The organism is Curtobacterium sp. AB451, from assembly GCF_050585845.1.
GTDB lineage: Bacteria > Actinomycetota > Actinomycetes > Actinomycetales > Microbacteriaceae > Curtobacterium.
In genome coordinates this window covers 71077-88458 of sequence record NZ_JBOBQG010000002.1, presented here as the reverse complement: position 1 = coordinate 88458, position 17382 = coordinate 71077, and the positions used below count along the sequence as shown (strand labels likewise).

Below are 17382 nucleotides of genomic sequence, written 5' to 3'. Positions count from 1 at the left end.
CAGAAGCGGCGCGGGAACCCCGCCGAGGACCGAACCTGGTGTCGAGGTCACCGATCGCGGGACCGTCCGTTCGGGGCGTCGCTCCGGAACAACCAGAAGTACCCGACGGCGAGCCCCAGTGCGAGCGTCAACCCCATGCCGATCATCGAGAGCGCGGACAGCCGTTGTCCACTGGCCGATCCTGCGGGCAGCACATCGCTGACGCAACCCGCGACGAGGGCCGCCACGAAGAGGGCTGCGACCACGGCGACCGACGCGATCTTCATCACTCTCACGCGCGGGTCCCGCTCACTGGCTGTTGCACCAGACTGCCGGCGGGACCGCTCGAACGATGATCCCGCGACCCTTGGCGTTGCAGTTGTTCACGACCACGGCCCCGAGACCGAGGATGGAGCCGATGATCCCCGCCCCTGCTGCGCCGGGAGCGAACCCGATCGCTCCGCAGATGGCGGTGACGACACCGAGGGCTGCGGCGCCGGTTCCGTACGCGCGGGACAACTCCCCCGCCTTGCAGGAGCTGAAGTAGAAGTTGTACTGCAGTCCGGTCCTGTCCCAGGTGTTCCGGCCCCTGCATGCGGAAGTGGTCACGAGCATCCGTTCGAGCGTCCGAACCGCAGTCGGTCGGGGTTCCACACCGACGACGTCTCCTTCGCCCAGGGCGGTCCACGTGTCCGCGAAGTCCTGCACATCGCTCGCGGCGACCCCGTCTGCCAGGGCCTCCGGAGCGTTGAACGCACGAGTGGACGGGTCGACCGCGTCCAGCAACGCGGTGAAGTCGTGCACCTGCTCCTGCGTCGCCGGCGTCGTCACTCGCTGCGGAATCCCACTCTCGGCGTTCGCCGGGGTCGCTGTGAGCAGAGAAGCGCAGAGTGCCGCAGCGGCTGCGGTGATCAGAGCGGTCCGTGTGCGGGTCATGGTGCAGAGCTTCACGAGAGTCCTCCGGAGCGTCGTTGCTGGGTACGAGAAGACTGCCGGTAGAACGTGGAATACGCAACATCACACGGCGTCCGGGCGTGTCCACGGGTTGCGCCCGGGTCCCTGCGTGCCCGTCCGGGCGGTCCCGAGATCGTAGGGTGACGGGATGGACGTCATCGAGGTCGACGAGCGCGACAGCACGTGGGAGGACCCGCGCCCGCGCTTCCGCGTGTACGTCCAGCGCCCCGAAGGCGAGGTGTTCGCGACCGAGACGACCGACCTGCTCGAGGCCGACGTCCTGCAGGCCGTCGACTGGGCCCAGCGCCGCGCCGCCGAGCACGAGGGCGCGCTCTGGTCGATCGCACTCGTCTCCGACGACCGGCGCGGGCTGCGCGGGCTCACCTGGCTCGTGGGCTCGGACGCGAACGACCCTCCGGAGGACGGCCTCGACGTCGACCGACGCGCGCGCATGCGTGCACGCCGGTCGGATCCCGTCGTCGTGCCGCCCCGGGATCGGGCACCCGCCGACGACTGACCGTCACCGACGGCAAACGGGAGGCGCGGTGCCAGCCCGCACCGCGCCTCCCGTCCTGCGTGATCCGCGTCAGGCGACGGCGGTCGCGGCCTGCTCACGGTCGGCGGATGCGTCGTCGCGGAGCAGCCGGTCGGCGGTGCGGAGCGACAGCGCCATGATCGTCAGCGCCGGGTTCGCGATGAGGGAGCTCGGGAACACCGAGTTGTCCACGACCCACAGGTTCGGCACGTCCCACGACCGGCCGGCGGCGTCCACGACCGACTTCCCGGCGTCGGTGCCCATCCGCGCCGTGCCGACGGTGTGCGCCGTGCGGTCGAGGACCCGGACGTCCGTGCCACCCGCCGCCTCGACGATCGCGGTCATCGTCCGGACCGCGTGGCGGGTGATGGCCTCCTCGTTCGATCCGGGCGAGAACGTGACGCGGGCCTTCGGCACCCCGTTCGCGTCCACCTCGTCGGCGAGCACGAGCCGGTTGTCGTCGTACGGCAGGCACTCGGCGTTGATGCCGACGCCGGCCATCCGCGGGTAGTCCTGCAGGGCACGGACGAGCGCCGCACCCCGGAGCCCGCCGCCGCGCACGAGGCTCGTGGCCAACGTCAGCGGTTGCGCGCCGAGGCTCTGGACGAGGTAGCCGCCGGCGAAGTCCGCGTCGTCGGGGCGGATGAAGTCCTCGGTGATGATCGACGACGGGTAGCCACGGTAGGAGCGCATCGACTCGTCGAACGTCGCCCACACCTGGGTGGCGCCGTGCGCGGTGAAGTTCCGGCCCACCTGACCGCTGCTGTTCGCGAGACCGGTGTGCAGCAGCAGCCGCGGCGTCTCGATGCCGCCCGCGGCGAGGACGAGCGAGCGGCAGCGCTGCCGGTGGTCCCGCCCGCCCTGGCGGTAGACGACGGCCTCGACACGGCCGCGGGCGTCGAGCTCGATGCCGTGCACGAAGGCCTCGGCGCGGATCTCCGCCCCGAACGCGACGGCGGCGGGCAGGTAGGTGGTGTCCATCGACACCTTCGCCCCGTTCCGGCAGCCCTGGTGGCACGAACCGCAGGACACGCAGGCCTGGCGCAGGCCGTGGTGCTCCTGGTGTCGGTCCTCGGTGGTCAGGCCGACGGGGGCGTCGGTGGCGGTGATGCCCACCGCGGCGGCCCCCCTGATCATCATGTCCGACGAGGCGTTCCGCGGCGGCGGACCCATGCGGTAGCGGCGCTCCGGGTCCCACGGGTAGTGCGCGGGTCCGGCGACGCCGACGTCGTGCTCGGCCTGCTCGATCCAGCGGGTGAGCTCGGCGTGGTCGATCGGCCAGTCCTCGCCCTGCCCGGAGTCGGTGCGGAGCCGGATGTCGTGCTGGTTCGGCCGCGGCGTGAACGCGCCCCAGTGCAGGGTCGACCCGCCGACGCCGGTGCCGCTGTTGTTCGGGCCGAAGGCGGTCGGGGCGCTGCCGCCGCTGATGCGCTCGTCCATCCAGTTGATGTCACCGGGTGCCTCGACCTCGTCGGGCGTGTGGTCGTCCGGCTCGGTGTTCGGGCCGGCCTCGAGCGCGACGACGCTGAGTCCGCGTCGTGCGAGGGTCGCCAGCAGGGGTGCTCCGCCCGCTCCCGTGCCCACGACGACCACGTCGACGACCTCGTCCTCGCTGTGGTGGCGCTGGTGGTCGAGTCTCATCGTCCGGCTCCCGTCGGTTCCCATGCTTCGCGCTCGCCGGCCCCGAGGAGCAGGAAGCCCTGTTTGCGCAGACCGTCGCCACCGTTGGCGAAGCCGTCGTAGTCGATCGCGGCCATCGTCGCCGGGTGCGCCATCCACTGCTTGGCGAGGTCGACGCTGGCGTCCTCGAGCCACGCACGGAGCTGCGGACCGTCGAGCGACCCGGCGGTGGGCGTGTACTCGCCCGCGGCGACGGCGTCGACGACCTCGGCGAGGTGCTCGTCGCCGTGCGCGGTCTCGCTCCGGAGCGCGTCGAGCCCGGCCCGGTACGCGTCGACGTCGGCGGGCAGGCCGTCTGGTCGCCAGCCGTCCCCGAGCCCGTCGGCGAGCTGGTCGTCGACGCGCAGCGCGAGGTCGACCGGGCGGTCGCCGGGCTGCGGCACGACGACACGCGCCAGAGCCCGGAGCGTGTCGAGCTGCTCGCGGGTGAGGGCACGCGGTTCGCGGTCCGGGGCGTCGGGCAGCGCGCGGACGGCGAGGATGCCGCGGGTGCGGGCGCTGACCCGGGGCGAGGCGATCACGCGCGCGGTGCCTTCCGGGACGACGGGACCGTGGTCGACCCGGCGGCGCCAGAAGTCGCGGATGCGGTCGGCGACGGCGTCGGGCTGCTCCCACGGCAGCAGGTGTGCCGCCCCGGGGACGGTGTCGAACTCGCCCGCGGTCCAGTGCGGCAGGTTCAGGTCGCGCTGGGCGTCCGGCCCGAGGTCGCCGTCCTCGGCGCCGGCGAGCACGAGGGCGGGGACCGGGTTCGGCGGGAAGACGGTCGACCAGTCCTCGCGGCTGCCGCGGACGAGCCAGTCGGTCCAGGCCTGCGGAACGGCGCGCTGCACGTCGTGCACGGCGATGGTGTGCGGTTCCGGCGCCAGGCGGGACGCGGTGTTGGCGTCGACGAAGGCCTCGGCCTCGTCGGGTCCGATCTCGCCGTCGGACGCCCAGTCGAGCATGGACTGCCGACGCTCGTCGTCCATCGGTTCGGGGGAGAGCGGCGACGCGGCGAGCAGCACCACGGCACGCAGGCCGAACAGGCCGTTGCTGCCGTCCACGGTGCGCGCAGCCACGACGGAGGCGACCTTCCCGCCCATCGAGTGCCCGATCAGCGCCCAGTCGGTGGCACCGCTCCGGCCGATCGCCCGCTCGACGAGGACGACCATCTCCTCGACGGTCGTCCCGGTGGCCGCGGTGCTCGTCCCGAACCCGGGCAGGTCGATCCCGACCAGGTCGAGCGTCCCGGCGAGGCGGGCGCGCAGCCCCGCGTACTCCTCGGAACTCGAGCCGAGGGCGTGCAGGCAGAACACGGTGGTGGGCATCCTTCGTTCCTACGTGCCCCTCCCGCAGCGCTCCCAGCGGGGTGTACCCCGGGAGTCTTTGTTTCGAGCATGCGACGATCTGCGGCTCCCCGGGCCGATCCCGGGCGGTCGGGGATAGGTTCGGCCCATGAGTGCAGAGCTGACGCTCGGCGCCGAGGAAGAACTGCACCTCATCGACCTCGATTCCGGCCGACTTTCCGCGAAGGCCCCCCGCCTTCTGCCCAAACTGCCCGCCGACCGCTTCGGCGCCGAACTCCAGCGCACGACCATCGAGACGAACACCCCCGTGGTGCGCACGCTCGACGACCTGCGACGCGTGATCGTCGACCTCCGCAGTGAACTCACCACCGCGATCGCGCCCGCCGGGGTCACCATCGCCGCGGCCGGCACCGCACCGCGGTCGGAGTACGCCGACTTCGAGCTGACGTCCGGTGGCCGCTACGGCCGCATGCAGGAGCAGTACCGGATGCTCGTCGACGAACAGCTCATCTGCGGTCTGCAGGTGCACGTCGGGGTGAGCGACCGCGACCTGGCGGTGCAGATCGCCCAGCGCGTCGCGCCCGTGCTGCCCGCCCTGCTGGCGCTCAGCGCGTCGAGCCCGTTCTGGAACGGGCAGGACACCGGCTACTCCTCGTTCCGCAGCATCATCTGGCAGCGGTGGCCCTCGGCCGGCAGCTTCGGACGGGTCCGGGACGCCGCCGAGTACGACGCGATGCTCGACGACCTCATCGCCTCGGGCGTGATCGCCGACAAGAAGATGGCGTACTTCGACGTGCGGCCGTCCTCGCACGCCCCGACGCTCGAGCTGCGGGTGTGCGACGCGACGCCGATCGTGGACGACGCCGTGCTCATCGCCGGCCTGTTCCGCGCCGCCGTGCGCAAGGCGGAGAAGGCGGTCGACTCCGGTGCCGAGTGGCGCCCGCGCAGCGAACCGCTGCACCGGGCCGCGATGTGGCAGGCGGCACGCAGCGGCCTGAGCGGCCAACTGCTCGGCCTCGGGCAGCACCCGGAGCGGCTCCCCGCCGAGACCGCCGTCCGGCAGCTCGTGTCACGACTTCGTCCGGAGCTCGAGGAGCTCGGCGACTGGGCCACGGTGGCGGCGCTCGCCGAGGACACCCTCGCCCGCGGGAACTCGACGGACCGGCAGCGCACCGCGTACGCCGAGCGCGGCGAGCTCGACGACGTCGTGGCCGCGGTCGTCGAGGACACCGCCGGCACCCCGTCCGGCAGGGACGACCACCCGACCGTCACGATCCCGTCCTACCGCGTCCGCGCCGGCGACGAGGCCGTCGGACCGGGAGCCCGGCCCCGCCCGGCGTTCCGCCAGCTCGCGGCGTTCTTCCGCGGATGGGACGCCGAGGCCACCATCGAGCGCTGCGCCGCCCGCGACGCGTGGACCCGCGAGCACGAGGTCGGCTTCGTGGTCGACGGCGGCGTGCAGGCGTTCGGGTGCGACCTCGTGCCCCGGACCATCAGCGCGTACGAGTGGCGCCAGCTCGCCGCCGGCCTCGGGCAGCGCGCCCGCGCGATCGAGCTGTTCCTCCGCGACGCCTACGGGCCACGGAGGATCGTGTCCGACGGCGCGATGGACGAGCACCAGTTCGTCGGCGCCGACGGCTGGGACCCGGCGGCCACCCGGTTGCCCGAGGACGCCGTTCGAGCGTCGGTGATGGGGTTCGACCTGGTCCGCAACGAGTTCGGCGGGTGGCGGGTGCTCGAGGACAACGTCCGGTCGCCCTCCGGCGTCGCGTACGGCATCGCGCTCCGCGAGCTGATGGACGACGTCGTGCCGGACGCCCCGCGGCCGGAGCACCTGCTCGACCCGCACGGCGTCGTCGACCGCCTGCGGCACACGCTCCGCACGAACGCGTCCGCCGTGACCGGCGAACCGGACCCGGTGATCGCGCTCGTCACCGACGGCCCCGCCGCCGGCGCGTGGTTCGAGCACCGACGGCTGGCCGACGGAGCCGGGCTGCGCCTCCTGGCCGGCTCGGACCTGGACGTCCGCGACGGCCACGTCGTCGAGGCGCGGACGGGCGACGTCCTGCACGGGCTGTACCTGCGCATCGACCGCGACGTCAGCGCGCTCGCCGCCGAGCACGCACCGGACCTCGGCGCGCGCGTCCTCGACGTCGCCGCCGCGGGGGGCGTGCACCTGGCGAACGCGCCGGGCAACGCGCTCGTCGACGACAAGGCCATGTACGTGAACGTGCCGGACCTCATCTGGTACTACCTCGACGAGAAGCCGCTGCTCGACGCCGTCCCGACCTACCGCACGAGCATCGACGGCGAACGGCTCTCGGTGCTCGACCGTGTCGGCGAGCTCGTGACGAAGCCGGTCGACGGCGAGGGCGGGCGTGACGTCCTGATCGGGCCGAGCGCCAGCGCCCCCGAGGTCGCCGAGCGGCGCCGTGCCATCGCCGCCGACCCGGATCGGTGGGTCGGACAAGAGGTCGTGCAGCTCTCCTCGCACCCGACGATCGGACCGGCAGGGCTCGACCCCCGGCACGTCGACCTGCGGGCCTTCGTGTACGTCACGGGGACCGGGCCGGACGACACCCACCTCGCCGACGTCGCCCTCACCCGGGTGGCGCCGGAGGGCAGCATGGTCGTCAACTCCTCGCGGGGCGGCGGCGCCAAGGACACCTGGATCACCGGAACGGCAGGAGAGCGCTGATGTGCGGACTCGCGGGAGAACTCCGGTTCGACGGGACGGCGCCGGACGTCGCGGCGGTGGCGCGGATGACCGGCTGCCTCGTGCACCGCGGCCCCGACGGTGACGGGCTGTGGGCGCGCGGGCCGGTCGCGCTCGGACACCGGCGGCTGTCGATCGTCGACCTGTCCACCGCCGGCGCGCAGCCCATGGTGCACCCGCGCGCCGGACTGACCATCGCCTACAACGGCATGGTCTACAACTACCGGCAGCTCCGCGACGAGCTGCGCGGCCGAGGCCACGAGTTCTCCTCGACCTCGGACACCGAGGTCATCCTCGCCGCCTACGCCGAGTGGGGCACCCGCTTCGTCGACCACCTGGTCGGGATGTTCGCGATCGCGATCTGGGAGCACGCCAGCGGCCGGCTCGTCCTCGCCCGCGACCGGCTCGGCATCAAGCCGCTCTACGTCGCCGAGGTCCCCGGCGGGATCCGCTTCGCCAGCTCCCTGCCCGCGGTCCTCGCCGGAAACAGCGGCCCCCGGGGCAGCGTCGACACGAGCATCGACCCGATCGCCTTCGCGTCCTACATGACCTTCCACTCGATCGTCCCGGCGCCCCGCACGATCCTGTCCGGCGTCGGCAAGCTGCCGCCGGCCACCGTCCGGGTGATCGAGCGCGACGGGACCTCCCGCGACGAGACCTACTGGGAGCCCCGCTTCGAGCGCGACCCGGAGAAGGCCGACTGGACCGACCAGGACTGGCAGGAGACCTTCACCGCGAAGCTCCGCACCGCGGTCGAGCGCCGCATGGTCGCCGACGTGCCGGTCGGCGTGCTGCTCTCCGGCGGGATCGACTCCTCGCTCGTCGTGGCCCTGCTCGCCGAGGCCGGTCAGCAGGACCTCGCCACGTTCAGCATCGGCTTCGAGTCGGCCGGCGGCGAGTCCGGTGACGAGTTCGAGTACTCCGACGAGGTCGCCCGGCACTTCGGGACCGACCACCACCGCATCCGGATCCCCTCCTCGCGCCTGCTCGACGGCATCGACGGCGCGATCGGCGCCATGAGCGAGCCGATGGTCAGCCACGACTGCGTCGCCTTCTACCTGCTCTCGGAAGAGGTGTCGCAGCACGTCAAGGTGGTGCAGTCCGGGCAGGGCGCCGACGAGGTGCTCGGTGGCTACAGCTGGTACCCGCCGCTCGCCTCCGTCCCCCGGGACCAGGCCGCCGAGGCCTACCGGTCGGTGTTCATGGACCGCCGCTGGCCGGCCCTGCAACCCCTGCTCGGGGAGCGCTGGCGGAGCGACGACGACACCCCGTCCGCGTTCGTGGACGCCGCGTTCGCGGTCCCCGGCGCCGAGACGAGCGTCGACGCCGCGCTCCGCAGCGACACGATGACGATGCTCGTCGACGACCCGGTGAAGCGCGTCGACAACATGACGATGGCGTGGGGCCTCGAGGCGCGCGTGCCGTTCCTCGACCACGAGTTCGTCGAGTTCGCCGGGGCGATCCCGCCGGAGCTGAAGCTCGCCGACGGCGGCAAGGGCGTCATGAAGCGCGCGGCCCGCGGCATCGTCCCCGACGCCGTCATCGACCGGACCAAGGGGTACTTCCCGGTGCCGGCGATCCGGCAGCTCGAGGGTCCGTACCTCGAGCGGGTCCGGCAGGCGCTGCACGCCCCGGAGGCGCGGGAGCGCGGGCTCTTCGATCCGGGTACGGTCGAGCGGATGCTCCAGGACCCGAACAGCACGCGGACCGAGATCGGCGCGAACGCGCTCTGGCAGCTCGGCCTCATCGAGATGTGGCTGCAGCAGCAGGGGGTGCGGTGAGGCCGGGAGGCGCGACACCCGTCGCGTCGTCGACCCGCGTCCGGCAGGCGGCCGACCTGGGCGAGCGCCTCGTCGCGGCCTGGGGATCGTGGGGGCCGACCATGACGCGGAACGCCCGCCGCGTCGCGTTCGTCAGCGACCGGCACGGCACCCCCGAGGTCTTCGTGCAGGACGTCGTCGTCGGCGACGAAGCACCCGAGCCCGTGCGGATCCGGCTGTCCGACGACCCCGTGATCCGGGTGACGTGGTCGTCCGACGGCGAGTGGCTCGCCGTCGCCATCGCGACGGACGGCGGCGTGAAGCAGCAGGTCTGGGTGGTCCGCCCGGACGGCACCGACGCCGCGCAGATCGCCGGGTCCCGGTACCAGCACGCCGAGCTCGGACCGTGGAGCCGCAGCGGACACCGGGTCGTCATCACCCTGCCGTCCACCGAGGCCGACCAGCCCGCCCGCTCCTACCTCGTCGACCCCGTCTCCGGGGACCGCGACGACCTCGCGGTGGGGGAGCTCATCCACATCCTCGACCTGAGCGTCGAGGAGCGCCTCGTCGTGCTCCGCGACGGCCAGCGCGGCCAGGAGTTCGTCGTGGTCGTCGACCGGCTCACCGACGAGAGCCACGCGCTGCTCGCCGACTCACCGGACGGCTCGGCCGAGATCGCCTTCCTCCGACCGGCGCCCGCCAGCGAGACCAGTCCGCTCGTCGCCTACGTCGCCACCGAGGACGGGCTGCCCCGCCGCGGGCTCGTCGCGCAGCCCGTCGGCCCGCACGGCTGGCGCGGAGCACCCCGCCGGATCACCGAGCGCGACGACGCCGAGCTGGAGTACCTCGACGCCGACGACGCCGGACGGACCCTGCTGCTCGTCTGGAACGTCGACGGCCGGAGCGAGCTCGACCTCGTGAACACCCACGACGCCTCGCGCACCCCGGTGCCGGACCTGCCCGGCGAGGTCGTCACCGACCCGGTGCTCAGCCGCGACGGGCGCAGCGTGCTCCTCGCCGTCGAGGGCCCCACGCGGCCGCGGGAGCTCTGGCGGCTCGACACGAACGCGCTCACCTGGAGCCGGGTCACCGGCGTCCCGGCGCTCCCGGACGCGCGGCTGGTCGAGCCGACGCTCGAGCGCTTCGCGGCGCGCGACGGGCTGGAGCTCACCGGCTGGCTGTACCGAGCGGTGGACCCGGCCACGTCGCCGACCGACGGCGACCCCGGTGCCGGTGCCGCGCCTCCCGGCCCCCGCGCAGCGCTCGTCCACCTGCACGGCGGACCGGAGTCGCAGGAACGACCCACCTTCTCGCCGCAGCACCAGGCGCTCGCCGCGGCGGGGATCACGGTGTTCGCGCCGAACATCCGCGGGTCCAGCGGTTCCGGGCGCGACTTCGTGCACGCCGACGACCTCGGGCTCCGCTGGAACGCACTCGCGGACGTCGTCGACTGCGCGCGGTTCCTCGTGTCGAACGGGTACGCCGACCGGTCCCGCGTCGCCGTCGAGGGCCGCTCGTACGGCGGGTACGCGACCCTCGCGTCCCTGGCGTTCACGCCGGACGTCTTCGCCGCCGGGGTCGCCGTGTGCGGGATGAGCGACTTCGCGACGTTCTACCGGGACACCGAGCCGTGGATCGCCTCGGCGGCCGCGACGAAGTACGGGCACCCCGTCGAGGACGCCGCCCTGCTGGACTCCCTGTCGCCGATGCGGGCGATCGACGACGTCACCGCGCCGCTCCTCGTCGTGCACGGGGAGCTCGACACGAACGTGCCGATCGGCGAGGCGCACCAGGTCGTCGCGGCGCTCCGGGCGAGGTCGCACGACGTGGAGTACCTCGAGCTCGCGGGCGAGGGGCACGAGTACCGACGGGCCGCGTCGCGCGAGGAGCTCGTGCGGCGGATGGTGATGTTCGTGGCGGACCGGCTGGGCTGACGTCGACGGCGTGCGCGTCACGCCGTGCAACGCGGCACGGATCCGTCCGTGCGGCGTTGCAGGATGGAGGCATGACGACGAGTGCCGACGTGACCGACCTGACCCGTCCCGGAGAGGTCCTCCTGACCGACGTGCAGGACGCCGACGCCGTCGTCGACCACGCCCGCACCACCTACGCCGCCGCCGTCGTCGCCGACACGGCCGGCTGGGCGGACGGCGACCGCCGACGTCTCGAGGACCTCGGGTTCCGGGCCGGGGACGCCCGCGGCGCAGCCCTCCGGACGCTGGACCTGACCATCGCCGACGACGGCACCCCGACCCGGCTGCTCGACAACCCCGCGCTCGCCGCGCTGAACAGCCACCACGCCCGGTTCGCCGAACGCCGCGGCGAGGTCGTCCGGTACCTGCCCGATGTCTCCGTCTGGACCGGGATCCCGGACCGCCCCACGCCCGCGGACTGGGAGGACGTCCGTGCGCTCCTCGGTCCCGGGGCCGTGGTCCGTGTCGGGACTTCGGCGGTGGTCCCGGACGGCTGGCCCGCGGCCGAGGGCATGCGCGGGGTGCAGCTCACCGGCGAGCACGTCGAGGGGGAGGCGGACGCCGAGGCCGTGGAACTCACGCCCGACGACGTCCCCGAGATCCTCGAGCTCGTCGCACGCACGAAGCCCGGACCGTTCCTGCCGCGCACGATCGAGCTCGGCCGCTACGTCGGCATCCGGCGCGAGGGCCGTCTCGTCGCCATGGCCGGGGAGCGCCTGCACCCGCCGGGCTGGACCGAGATCAGCGCGGTGTGCACCGACGACGCGTTCCGCGGACAGGGGCTCGGGCGGCGGCTGGTGCTCGACGTGGTGCACGGCATCCGGGCGCGGGGCGAGGCACCGCTCCTGCACGCGGCGGCGGGCAACACCGGGGCGATCCGCCTGTACCAGCACCTCGGGCTCCGGCTGCGGGAGAGCGGTGCGCTCCGGTTCGTGCAGGTCCCCTGACCGCGATCGTCGCGCGCGGTGCGACGCGGGTCGGGAGGCGCGGTTCCGGACTGACCCGTGCCTCCCGTCCGACACGTCGGTCAGCCGACCTTCTTCCAGGTGCCACATCCGCTCGATTCGAAGCCCACGGCGTTCCGCGGGATGGTGACCGTGACGGTCGCCCGTGCGTCGCGGTAGTCGTTCGCGATGATCGACTCGATGTCTCCGTCCGCGGCCGAGAAGGTCGCCCAGTAGCAGCCGGCCGGTGCAGACGTGCGCCACGTGGTGCCGGCGCTGATCTGTGGTCCGACGACGTACACGCCGTCCGAGCTGATGTTCGCGAGCTTCGGACCCGCGGATCCGACCGGGTACCAGGAGCCGCAGTCGTCGAGCTCGACGTACTTGTCCGAGCTCGAGATGGTCATGAGTCGCTGACCGGAACCGAGGTCGTTCGCTCGGATGTCGTCGAGGCGACCCTGCGCGCTGCTGAGCCGCGCCCAGTAGCAGAGCTGGCTCGTCTTCGTCGTCGAGTAGTACGTGCCGGCCTTCACCTGCGTGCCGACGCGGAAGGTTCCGTCCCCGGAGAACGCCACCGCGGCCTTCGAGATCGCGGCGGTGGCCGCGCTGCGAGCGGCACCGTCGGCGTAACCGTTCTTCGACACGATCACTCGGGACGAGATCTTCGCCCCGACGTCGTAGTACCCCAGTCGGTAGGTCCGACCGGTCATGCTCGGGACGACGGTCCCGTTGCGCGACCACTCGTACCGGTAGGTGAGCCCCGAGGCGTTCCACGAACCCTGCGAGGTGGTGAGGACGCTGCCGCTGCGGGTGATGCCGGCGACCGCAGGGTTCTTCGTCGCACGAGGGGCGTCTCCTCGGGCAACGACCCCGACGTCCTTGGTGCGCGTGGCCGTCGTGTAGCCGGACCGTGACCCGGTGATCCCGACGCTGAGCTTGTGCCCCCGATCCGCCACCGTCGGCGTGTACCGGGTCTTGTACGCGCCGCCGATCGCCACGCCGTCCCGGTACCAGCGGTACCCGACCGTGGTCGGAGTGGGTTTCCACGTCGGCGCGGCGACCGTCAAGGATCCACCGACCTTCGCGCTCCCGGTGACGGTGGGGGCAGCCGTGGTGAACGACAGCGGCGCGGGTGTCGCTGGCGGGCTCGTCGGAACGGGCGGATCGGTCGGTTCGGGGGATCCCGTTGCGTCAGTGGACACCTCCGGAGACGTCCCCACCGTCGACGACGAGCTGGTCCCTCCCGCTGCAGGGCTGGCTGTGGCCGCGGCCGTCGGTGGGCCGGGCGTCGAGGTCGTGGTCGGTGCTGCGTTCGCCGGAGCGGTGGCCAGCATGGTCGCGGCGGTGACGGCCAGGGCTGCCAGGGGCAGGACGAACCGCCTCGGTCGTCCGGCGGCGCGTTCGGGTCGTGCCATCGAGGTGCTTCCGTTCTTCAGGTCGTGTGGGCGGATCGCCCGTACCGAGAATAGGAGAGCGGTACTCAGGTTATGCACGGCCAGTTCGGGGGGTTGACCGCGCCGTGGCCCGTTCCGCACACTGACTGCGCTCGGCAGGGGGCTGCCGGGGACCGGGGACCAGGAGGGTCGAGAACGTGCGGATGTCCACCGTGACCGCAGTGGCGGTCGTGCTCGGGATCGCGCTCGCCGCGGTCGTCACCACGTCCGTCGGCGTGCCCGGAGCCGGCGCGGCACCGGCCTGCCGCGGGGATCGCATCAGCGTCTCGGCGCTGTCGACGGGCTGCGTCGTGTCGGACGGCACGGTCGTGTTGCCGGACGGCCGGCAGTTCCGGGTGCCGCCCGTCGGGACGACCGTGTCCGCGATGCCGGTCGGTGCGTCCGGCACCGCCGACGAGGGCGACGTGTCGGTCACGAACACCGGCCGTTCGGGCGTCGCGGTCCTCGTGCACGACGACTGGTCCGGGTCGCCGGCCGCGATCCGACAGGAACGGGCCGCCCTCGCCCACCGCACGCTCCTCAGCGGCTCCGCGCTCCGGACCGCCGGTGGCGCGGCGTCGTCCACGGCGGCCGCGAGCGGGTCGTCCAGCTGCTCGTCGACGGCGTACGCCAAGCTCGGGTTCCGCTGGACCGGACCCGTCGAGTGGGGGTACAACCCGAACAACCAGAAGGTGTCGGGCGCCGCGGCGATCGGTGCCGGTGCGGACGCCTGGACCGGCACGACCACGGCCTGCGGACGGACGGTCCGTTCGACCGCGGACGACACGTACACCGGCAGCCGCAAGGTCGCGATGGGCATCACCGCGACCGGCGGCTGCGGCACGTCCGACGGCGCGAACATGGTCGGGTGGGGGTCGCTCCGCGCGGGGACGCTCGCGGTGACCTGCGTCTGGTCCCGCGGGGGCGTCGCGGTCGAGGCCGACCAGCGGTACTCGACGTCGGTGGCCTGGTCCGCCACCACGACGTGCTCCGGCTCGCGCTTCGACCTGCGCGGGGTCGCCACGCACGAGTGGGGGCACGCCTGGGGCCTCGGGCACACGGCGTCGTCGAGCGGGCTCGTCATGAAGCCGGCGTCGACGACGTGCGAGACCGGTCAGCGGACCCTCGGTCTCGGCGACCTGATCGGCATCGACGCGCTCTACTGACCGCGGCCGGCTCGGGGTGGTCGTGATCCTGGATTCTCTAGGATCGACGCATGTCGACCACGCTGCCGGGCTTCGGGACCGAGCGCATCACGCAGCTCGGGCTGCGCGACCGTGTCTACGACCGGGTGCTCGAGGTGCTGATGGGCCACGACGTCGAGCCGGGCATGCGCCTGTCGATCGACGGGCTGGCCCGGTCCCTCGGCGTCTCGCCGACGCCGGTGCGCGAGGCGCTCGTGCAGCTCGAACGCACCGGACTCGTCACGCGCGAGGCCAACAAGGGCTACCGGGTGTCGCCGCCGCTCGCGGGGGACCAGCTCGAGGCGTTGTTCGACGCTCGGCTCATCGTGGAGTCCGGTGCCGTCGAACTGGCGGCGCGGGGCGACGTCCCGGCCCTGCGGACACGGCTGGCCGCGGCGCTCGAGGAGCAGGCGGCCGTCGCCCGGGAGATCGCCGGCGTCGGGGTCGGTGCGGCGTCCGATGAGCTGATGGCCCGCTTCTTCCGGGCCGACTGGCAGTTCCACCAGCTCGTGTTCGACGCGACGCGGAACCCGTTCCTCGAGGAGATGTCCGAGATCATCACGACGCGTGTGCACCGGATGCGGCAGATCGTCGAGGGCGGCGGCGACGACACCGAACGTGCCGTCCAGGAACACCGGGACATCCTGGAGGCGTTGGCCGAGGACCCGGCTTCGGCCGTCGCGGCGATGCGGCACCACATCGACGCCGTACGGCTCCGGTCGCGAGCGGACGCGTCGCACACCGCCTGACGTCGGTGCCGCATCGGCGCGGCGGTCGCTGTCCACGGCACCGACCGGGCGTGCGTGGACGCCCGTCCCGAGGTTCGGGTCAACGGGACGGGCGTCCTGATCCTCCACGTCCGGGCTCCTTCGGAGCCCCCCGGACAGGGGGTTTGGTCGGATCGGTTGCGGATCTGCTGCGTCGGAGTATCTTTCCTATAGGAAAGAGGTTCGATGACGAGCCCGACATGCGAAGGAGCATCCCGTGAGCACACCGCAGGACTGGGTCACCCAAGACTGGGACGCCACCACCTGGACGGCCGACACCTGGCCGATCGCGACGTGTCTGCACGGGTTCCCGCCGGTGACCCGTGACGGGGTCGCCTTCCACGACGCCGATCCCGAGGTGTGGGACGACGTCTTCGCCCAGATCGAGGCGGTCGGGTTCTCGCTCGCCGAGATGGCCGACAGCCACATCCGACCCGCCGACCTCGAGCGGTCCCGGCGCGACGAGCTGTTCGCGATCGCGAAGGCGCACGGTGTCGGCATCCCGTCGGTGCACCTGCAGCGCAGGAGCATCGTCCAGCCCGGGCATGAGGAGGACAACCTCGCCTACGCCCACCGCACGATCGACGCGGCGGCGGAGTGGGGCATGCAGGTGTTCTCGACCGGGCTGCACCAGCCGTTCAACGAGGCGCAGCGGAAGGCCCTCTGGTTCTGGACGGCCCAGGGGCCGAAGGACCCCGACGACCCCGAGGTCCGTGCCGCCGCGGTGTCGCGCCTCCGCGAGCTCGGCGAGCACGCCGCGAGCGTCGGGCTGCCGATGGCCCTGGAGCTCTACGAGGACACGTACCTCGGGACCGCGGACAGCGCCGTTCGCCTGATCGAGGAGATCGGCCTCGACACCGTCGGGCTGAACGCCGACGTCGCGAACCTCATCCGGCTGCACCGCCCGGTGGAGGACTGGCGCGAGCTCTTCGCGAAGACCCTGCCGTTCACGAACTACCTGCACGTGAAGAACTACACGCGGGACGAAGCCGGAGACGGCAGCTGGGCGACGAGTGCGCCGAGCACCATGGAGGCCGGGCTCATCAACTACCGCCAGGTCCTCCGCGACGCCGTCGCCGACGGGTTCCGCGGGATCGTCATGACGGAGCAGTACGGCGGGGACAGCCTCGGCGTCTGCGCCACCAACCAGCAGTACATCCGTTCCGTCCTCGCCACCTCGGTGGTCGGGGCGACGAAGCAAGGAGTCACCCGATGAGCACCCTCGACATCGCCGTCGTCGGATCCGGTTACATGGGCGGCGGGATCGCCCAGGTCCTCGCCCTCGCCGGCCACACCGTCCGGATCGCGGACGTCTCCGCCGAGATCGCCGCGTCCAACCGGGCACGGCTCATCACCGAGACGGAGCAGTTCGTCGCGGACGGCCTGTTCCCCGCCGACGCCGTGGCGCGCGTCGACGCCCACCTCAGCGCCGCGGACTCGATCGAGGAAGCGGTCGCCACGGCCGACTTCATCGAGGAGGCCGTCCCCGAGAAGCTCGAGATCAAGCACGCGACGCTCCGCCGCATCAGCGCCGCCGCCCGTCCCGACGCCGTCATCGGGTCGAACACGTCGACCATCCTCATCGAGTCCCTCGCCGAGGCGGTCACCGGCCCCGAGCGCTTCCTCGGCGTGCACTTCTCGAACCCGGCGCCGTTCATCCCCGGTGTCGAGCTCATCCCGCACCCGACGACGAACGAGCACGCGATCGCCGTCGGCGAGACCGTCGTCGCCGCCACGGGCAAGCAGTCGGCACGGGTCAAGGACTCGACCGGGTTCGTGCTCAACCGCCTGCAGTACGCCCTGTTCGAGGAAGCGACGAAGATCGCCGACGAGGGCATCGCGACCCCCGACGACATCGACACGATCGTGCGGACCACGTTCGGGTTCCGCCTGCCGTTCTTCGGCCCGTTCGCGATCGCCGACATGGCGGGGCTCGACGTCTACGCGTTCTGCTTCGAGTCGCTGCAGACCCGCTGGCCCGAGCGCTTCGCCACCCCGCCGTCGCTGCAGCAGCACGTCGACGCGGGCGAGCTCGGCACGAAGTCCGGTGCCGGCTACCTCGACGTGCCGGCCGACCGCACCCCGGAGCTCGTCGCCTACCGCAACCGGGCCTACGTCGCGATGCAGAAGCTCCTCGACGAGCTCGGCCCGGCCCCGATCCACTGAGGGAG

The 17382-nt window shown here is 72.7% G+C and carries 14 protein-coding genes; 9 read left to right on the top strand and 5 right to left on the bottom strand.

Translation table 11 applies throughout. The features are described from left to right. Positions 1–47: 47 nt before the first annotated feature. Both ACQXVK_RS04140 and ACQXVK_RS04135 read right to left on the bottom strand, forming a co-directional pair. A complete protein-coding gene (locus ACQXVK_RS04140) occupies positions 48–266 on the bottom strand; it encodes a hypothetical protein (RefSeq protein WP_416392918.1) in 219 nt (72 codons plus the stop codon). Between the two features lie 22 nt (positions 267–288). Continuing rightward, on the bottom strand, positions 289–810 hold the full coding sequence (locus tag ACQXVK_RS04135; protein WP_416392917.1) for a hypothetical protein: 522 nt from the start codon (positions 808–810) through the stop codon (positions 289–291). A gap of 271 nt (positions 811–1081) precedes the next feature. Here ACQXVK_RS04135 and ACQXVK_RS04130 point away from each other — a divergent pair, with 271 nt between their 5' ends. Beyond that, positions 1082–1450 carry a hypothetical protein gene (locus tag ACQXVK_RS04130; protein WP_022908451.1) on the top strand — a complete coding sequence of 123 codons (369 nt, stop codon included), beginning with the start codon at positions 1082–1084 and terminating at the stop codon, positions 1448–1450. A 69-nt stretch (positions 1451–1519) separates the two neighbouring features. On the opposite strand, the gene ACQXVK_RS04125 is transcribed toward ACQXVK_RS04130, so the two are convergent. Further along, positions 1520–3109, bottom strand: a complete 1590-nt coding sequence (locus tag ACQXVK_RS04125; RefSeq protein ID WP_430852815.1) for a GMC family oxidoreductase — start codon at positions 3107–3109, stop codon at positions 1520–1522. Next, the gene (locus ACQXVK_RS04120; RefSeq protein WP_416392914.1) at positions 3106–4455 is read right to left on the bottom strand and encodes an alpha/beta hydrolase; all 1350 of its coding nucleotides are present in this window, start codon (positions 4453–4455) and stop codon (positions 3106–3108) included. Before ACQXVK_RS04120 ends, ACQXVK_RS04125 begins: the two co-directional genes overlap by 4 nt. Before the next feature lie 127 nt (positions 4456–4582). Here ACQXVK_RS04120 and ACQXVK_RS04115 point away from each other — a divergent pair, with 127 nt between their 5' ends. The 4 genes from ACQXVK_RS04115 to ACQXVK_RS04100 all read left to right on the top strand — a co-directional run bounded on the left by ACQXVK_RS04115 (position 4583) and on the right by ACQXVK_RS04100 (position 11830). Continuing rightward, positions 4583–7132, top strand: coding sequence for a glutamate--cysteine ligase (locus ACQXVK_RS04115; RefSeq protein WP_430852814.1), 2550 nt, complete (start codon positions 4583–4585; stop codon positions 7130–7132). After that, positions 7132–8931, top strand: coding sequence for an N-acetylglutaminylglutamine amidotransferase (locus ACQXVK_RS04110; RefSeq protein ID WP_430852813.1), 1800 nt, complete (start codon positions 7132–7134; stop codon positions 8929–8931). The genes ACQXVK_RS04115 and ACQXVK_RS04110 overlap by 1 nt, the downstream gene beginning before the upstream one ends. Positions 8932–9032: 101 nt before the next feature. Next, positions 9033–10844 carry a S9 family peptidase gene (locus ACQXVK_RS04105; RefSeq protein WP_430852812.1) on the top strand — a complete coding sequence of 604 codons (1812 nt, stop codon included), beginning with the start codon at positions 9033–9035 and terminating at the stop codon, positions 10842–10844. Between the two features lie 71 nt (positions 10845–10915). Further along, positions 10916–11830: a GNAT family N-acetyltransferase gene (locus ACQXVK_RS04100; RefSeq protein ID WP_430852811.1), complete on the top strand. Its 915-nt coding sequence runs from the start codon at positions 10916–10918 to the stop codon at positions 11828–11830. Positions 11831–11910: 80 nt separating this feature from the next. Here ACQXVK_RS04100 and ACQXVK_RS04095 read toward each other — a convergent pair whose 3' ends face one another. Then, positions 11911–12894, bottom strand: a complete 984-nt coding sequence (locus tag ACQXVK_RS04095) for a hypothetical protein (RefSeq protein WP_430852810.1) — start codon at positions 12892–12894, stop codon at positions 11911–11913. Between the two features lie 530 nt (positions 12895–13424). Here ACQXVK_RS04095 and ACQXVK_RS04090 point away from each other — a divergent pair. The 4 genes from ACQXVK_RS04090 (at position 13425) to ACQXVK_RS04075 (ending at position 17377) form a co-directional block, all read left to right on the top strand. Further along, on the top strand, positions 13425–14426 hold the full coding sequence (locus ACQXVK_RS04090) for a matrixin family metalloprotease (RefSeq protein ID WP_430852809.1): 1002 nt from the start codon (positions 13425–13427) through the stop codon (positions 14424–14426). A 50-nt stretch (positions 14427–14476) separates the two neighbouring features. Continuing rightward, positions 14477–15193 carry a GntR family transcriptional regulator gene (locus ACQXVK_RS04085; RefSeq protein ID WP_430852808.1) on the top strand — a complete coding sequence of 239 codons (717 nt, stop codon included), beginning with the start codon at positions 14477–14479 and terminating at the stop codon, positions 15191–15193. A 235-nt stretch (positions 15194–15428) separates the two neighbouring features. Continuing rightward, positions 15429–16427, top strand: a complete 999-nt coding sequence (locus ACQXVK_RS04080; protein ID WP_430852807.1) for a sugar phosphate isomerase/epimerase family protein — start codon at positions 15429–15431, stop codon at positions 16425–16427. After that, entirely contained in the window at positions 16424–17377 is a 954-nt protein-coding gene (locus tag ACQXVK_RS04075; RefSeq protein ID WP_430852806.1) for a 3-hydroxyacyl-CoA dehydrogenase family protein, read from the top strand. The genes ACQXVK_RS04080 and ACQXVK_RS04075 overlap by 4 nt, the downstream gene beginning before the upstream one ends. Positions 17378–17382 lie beyond the last annotated feature (5 nt).

Excerpts from the sequence above, each read along its gene's own strand:
- ACQXVK_RS04140 (WP_416392918.1), bottom strand. The coding sequence starts at position 266 with ATGAAGATCGCGTCGGTCGCCGTGGTCGCAGCCCTCTTCGTGGCGGCC.
- ACQXVK_RS04130 (WP_022908451.1), top strand. The coding sequence starts at position 1,082 with ATGGACGTCATCGAGGTCGACGAGCGCGACAGCACGTGGGAGGACCCG.
- ACQXVK_RS04125 (WP_430852815.1), bottom strand. The coding sequence starts at position 3,109 with ATGAGACTCGACCACCAGCGCCACCACAGCGAGGACGAGGTCGTCGAC.
- ACQXVK_RS04120 (WP_416392914.1), bottom strand. The coding sequence starts at position 4,455 with ATGCCCACCACCGTGTTCTGCCTGCACGCCCTCGGCTCGAGTTCCGAG.
- ACQXVK_RS04115 (WP_430852814.1), top strand. The coding sequence starts at position 4,583 with ATGAGTGCAGAGCTGACGCTCGGCGCCGAGGAAGAACTGCACCTCATC.
- ACQXVK_RS04110 (WP_430852813.1), top strand. The coding sequence starts at position 7,132 with ATGTGCGGACTCGCGGGAGAACTCCGGTTCGACGGGACGGCGCCGGAC.
- ACQXVK_RS04105 (WP_430852812.1), top strand. The coding sequence starts at position 9,033 with ATGACGCGGAACGCCCGCCGCGTCGCGTTCGTCAGCGACCGGCACGGC.
- ACQXVK_RS04100 (WP_430852811.1), top strand. The coding sequence starts at position 10,916 with ATGACGACGAGTGCCGACGTGACCGACCTGACCCGTCCCGGAGAGGTC.
- ACQXVK_RS04090 (WP_430852809.1), top strand. The coding sequence starts at position 13,425 with ATGTCCACCGTGACCGCAGTGGCGGTCGTGCTCGGGATCGCGCTCGCC.
- ACQXVK_RS04085 (WP_430852808.1), top strand. The coding sequence starts at position 14,477 with ATGTCGACCACGCTGCCGGGCTTCGGGACCGAGCGCATCACGCAGCTC.
- ACQXVK_RS04075 (WP_430852806.1), top strand. The coding sequence starts at position 16,424 with ATGAGCACCCTCGACATCGCCGTCGTCGGATCCGGTTACATGGGCGGC.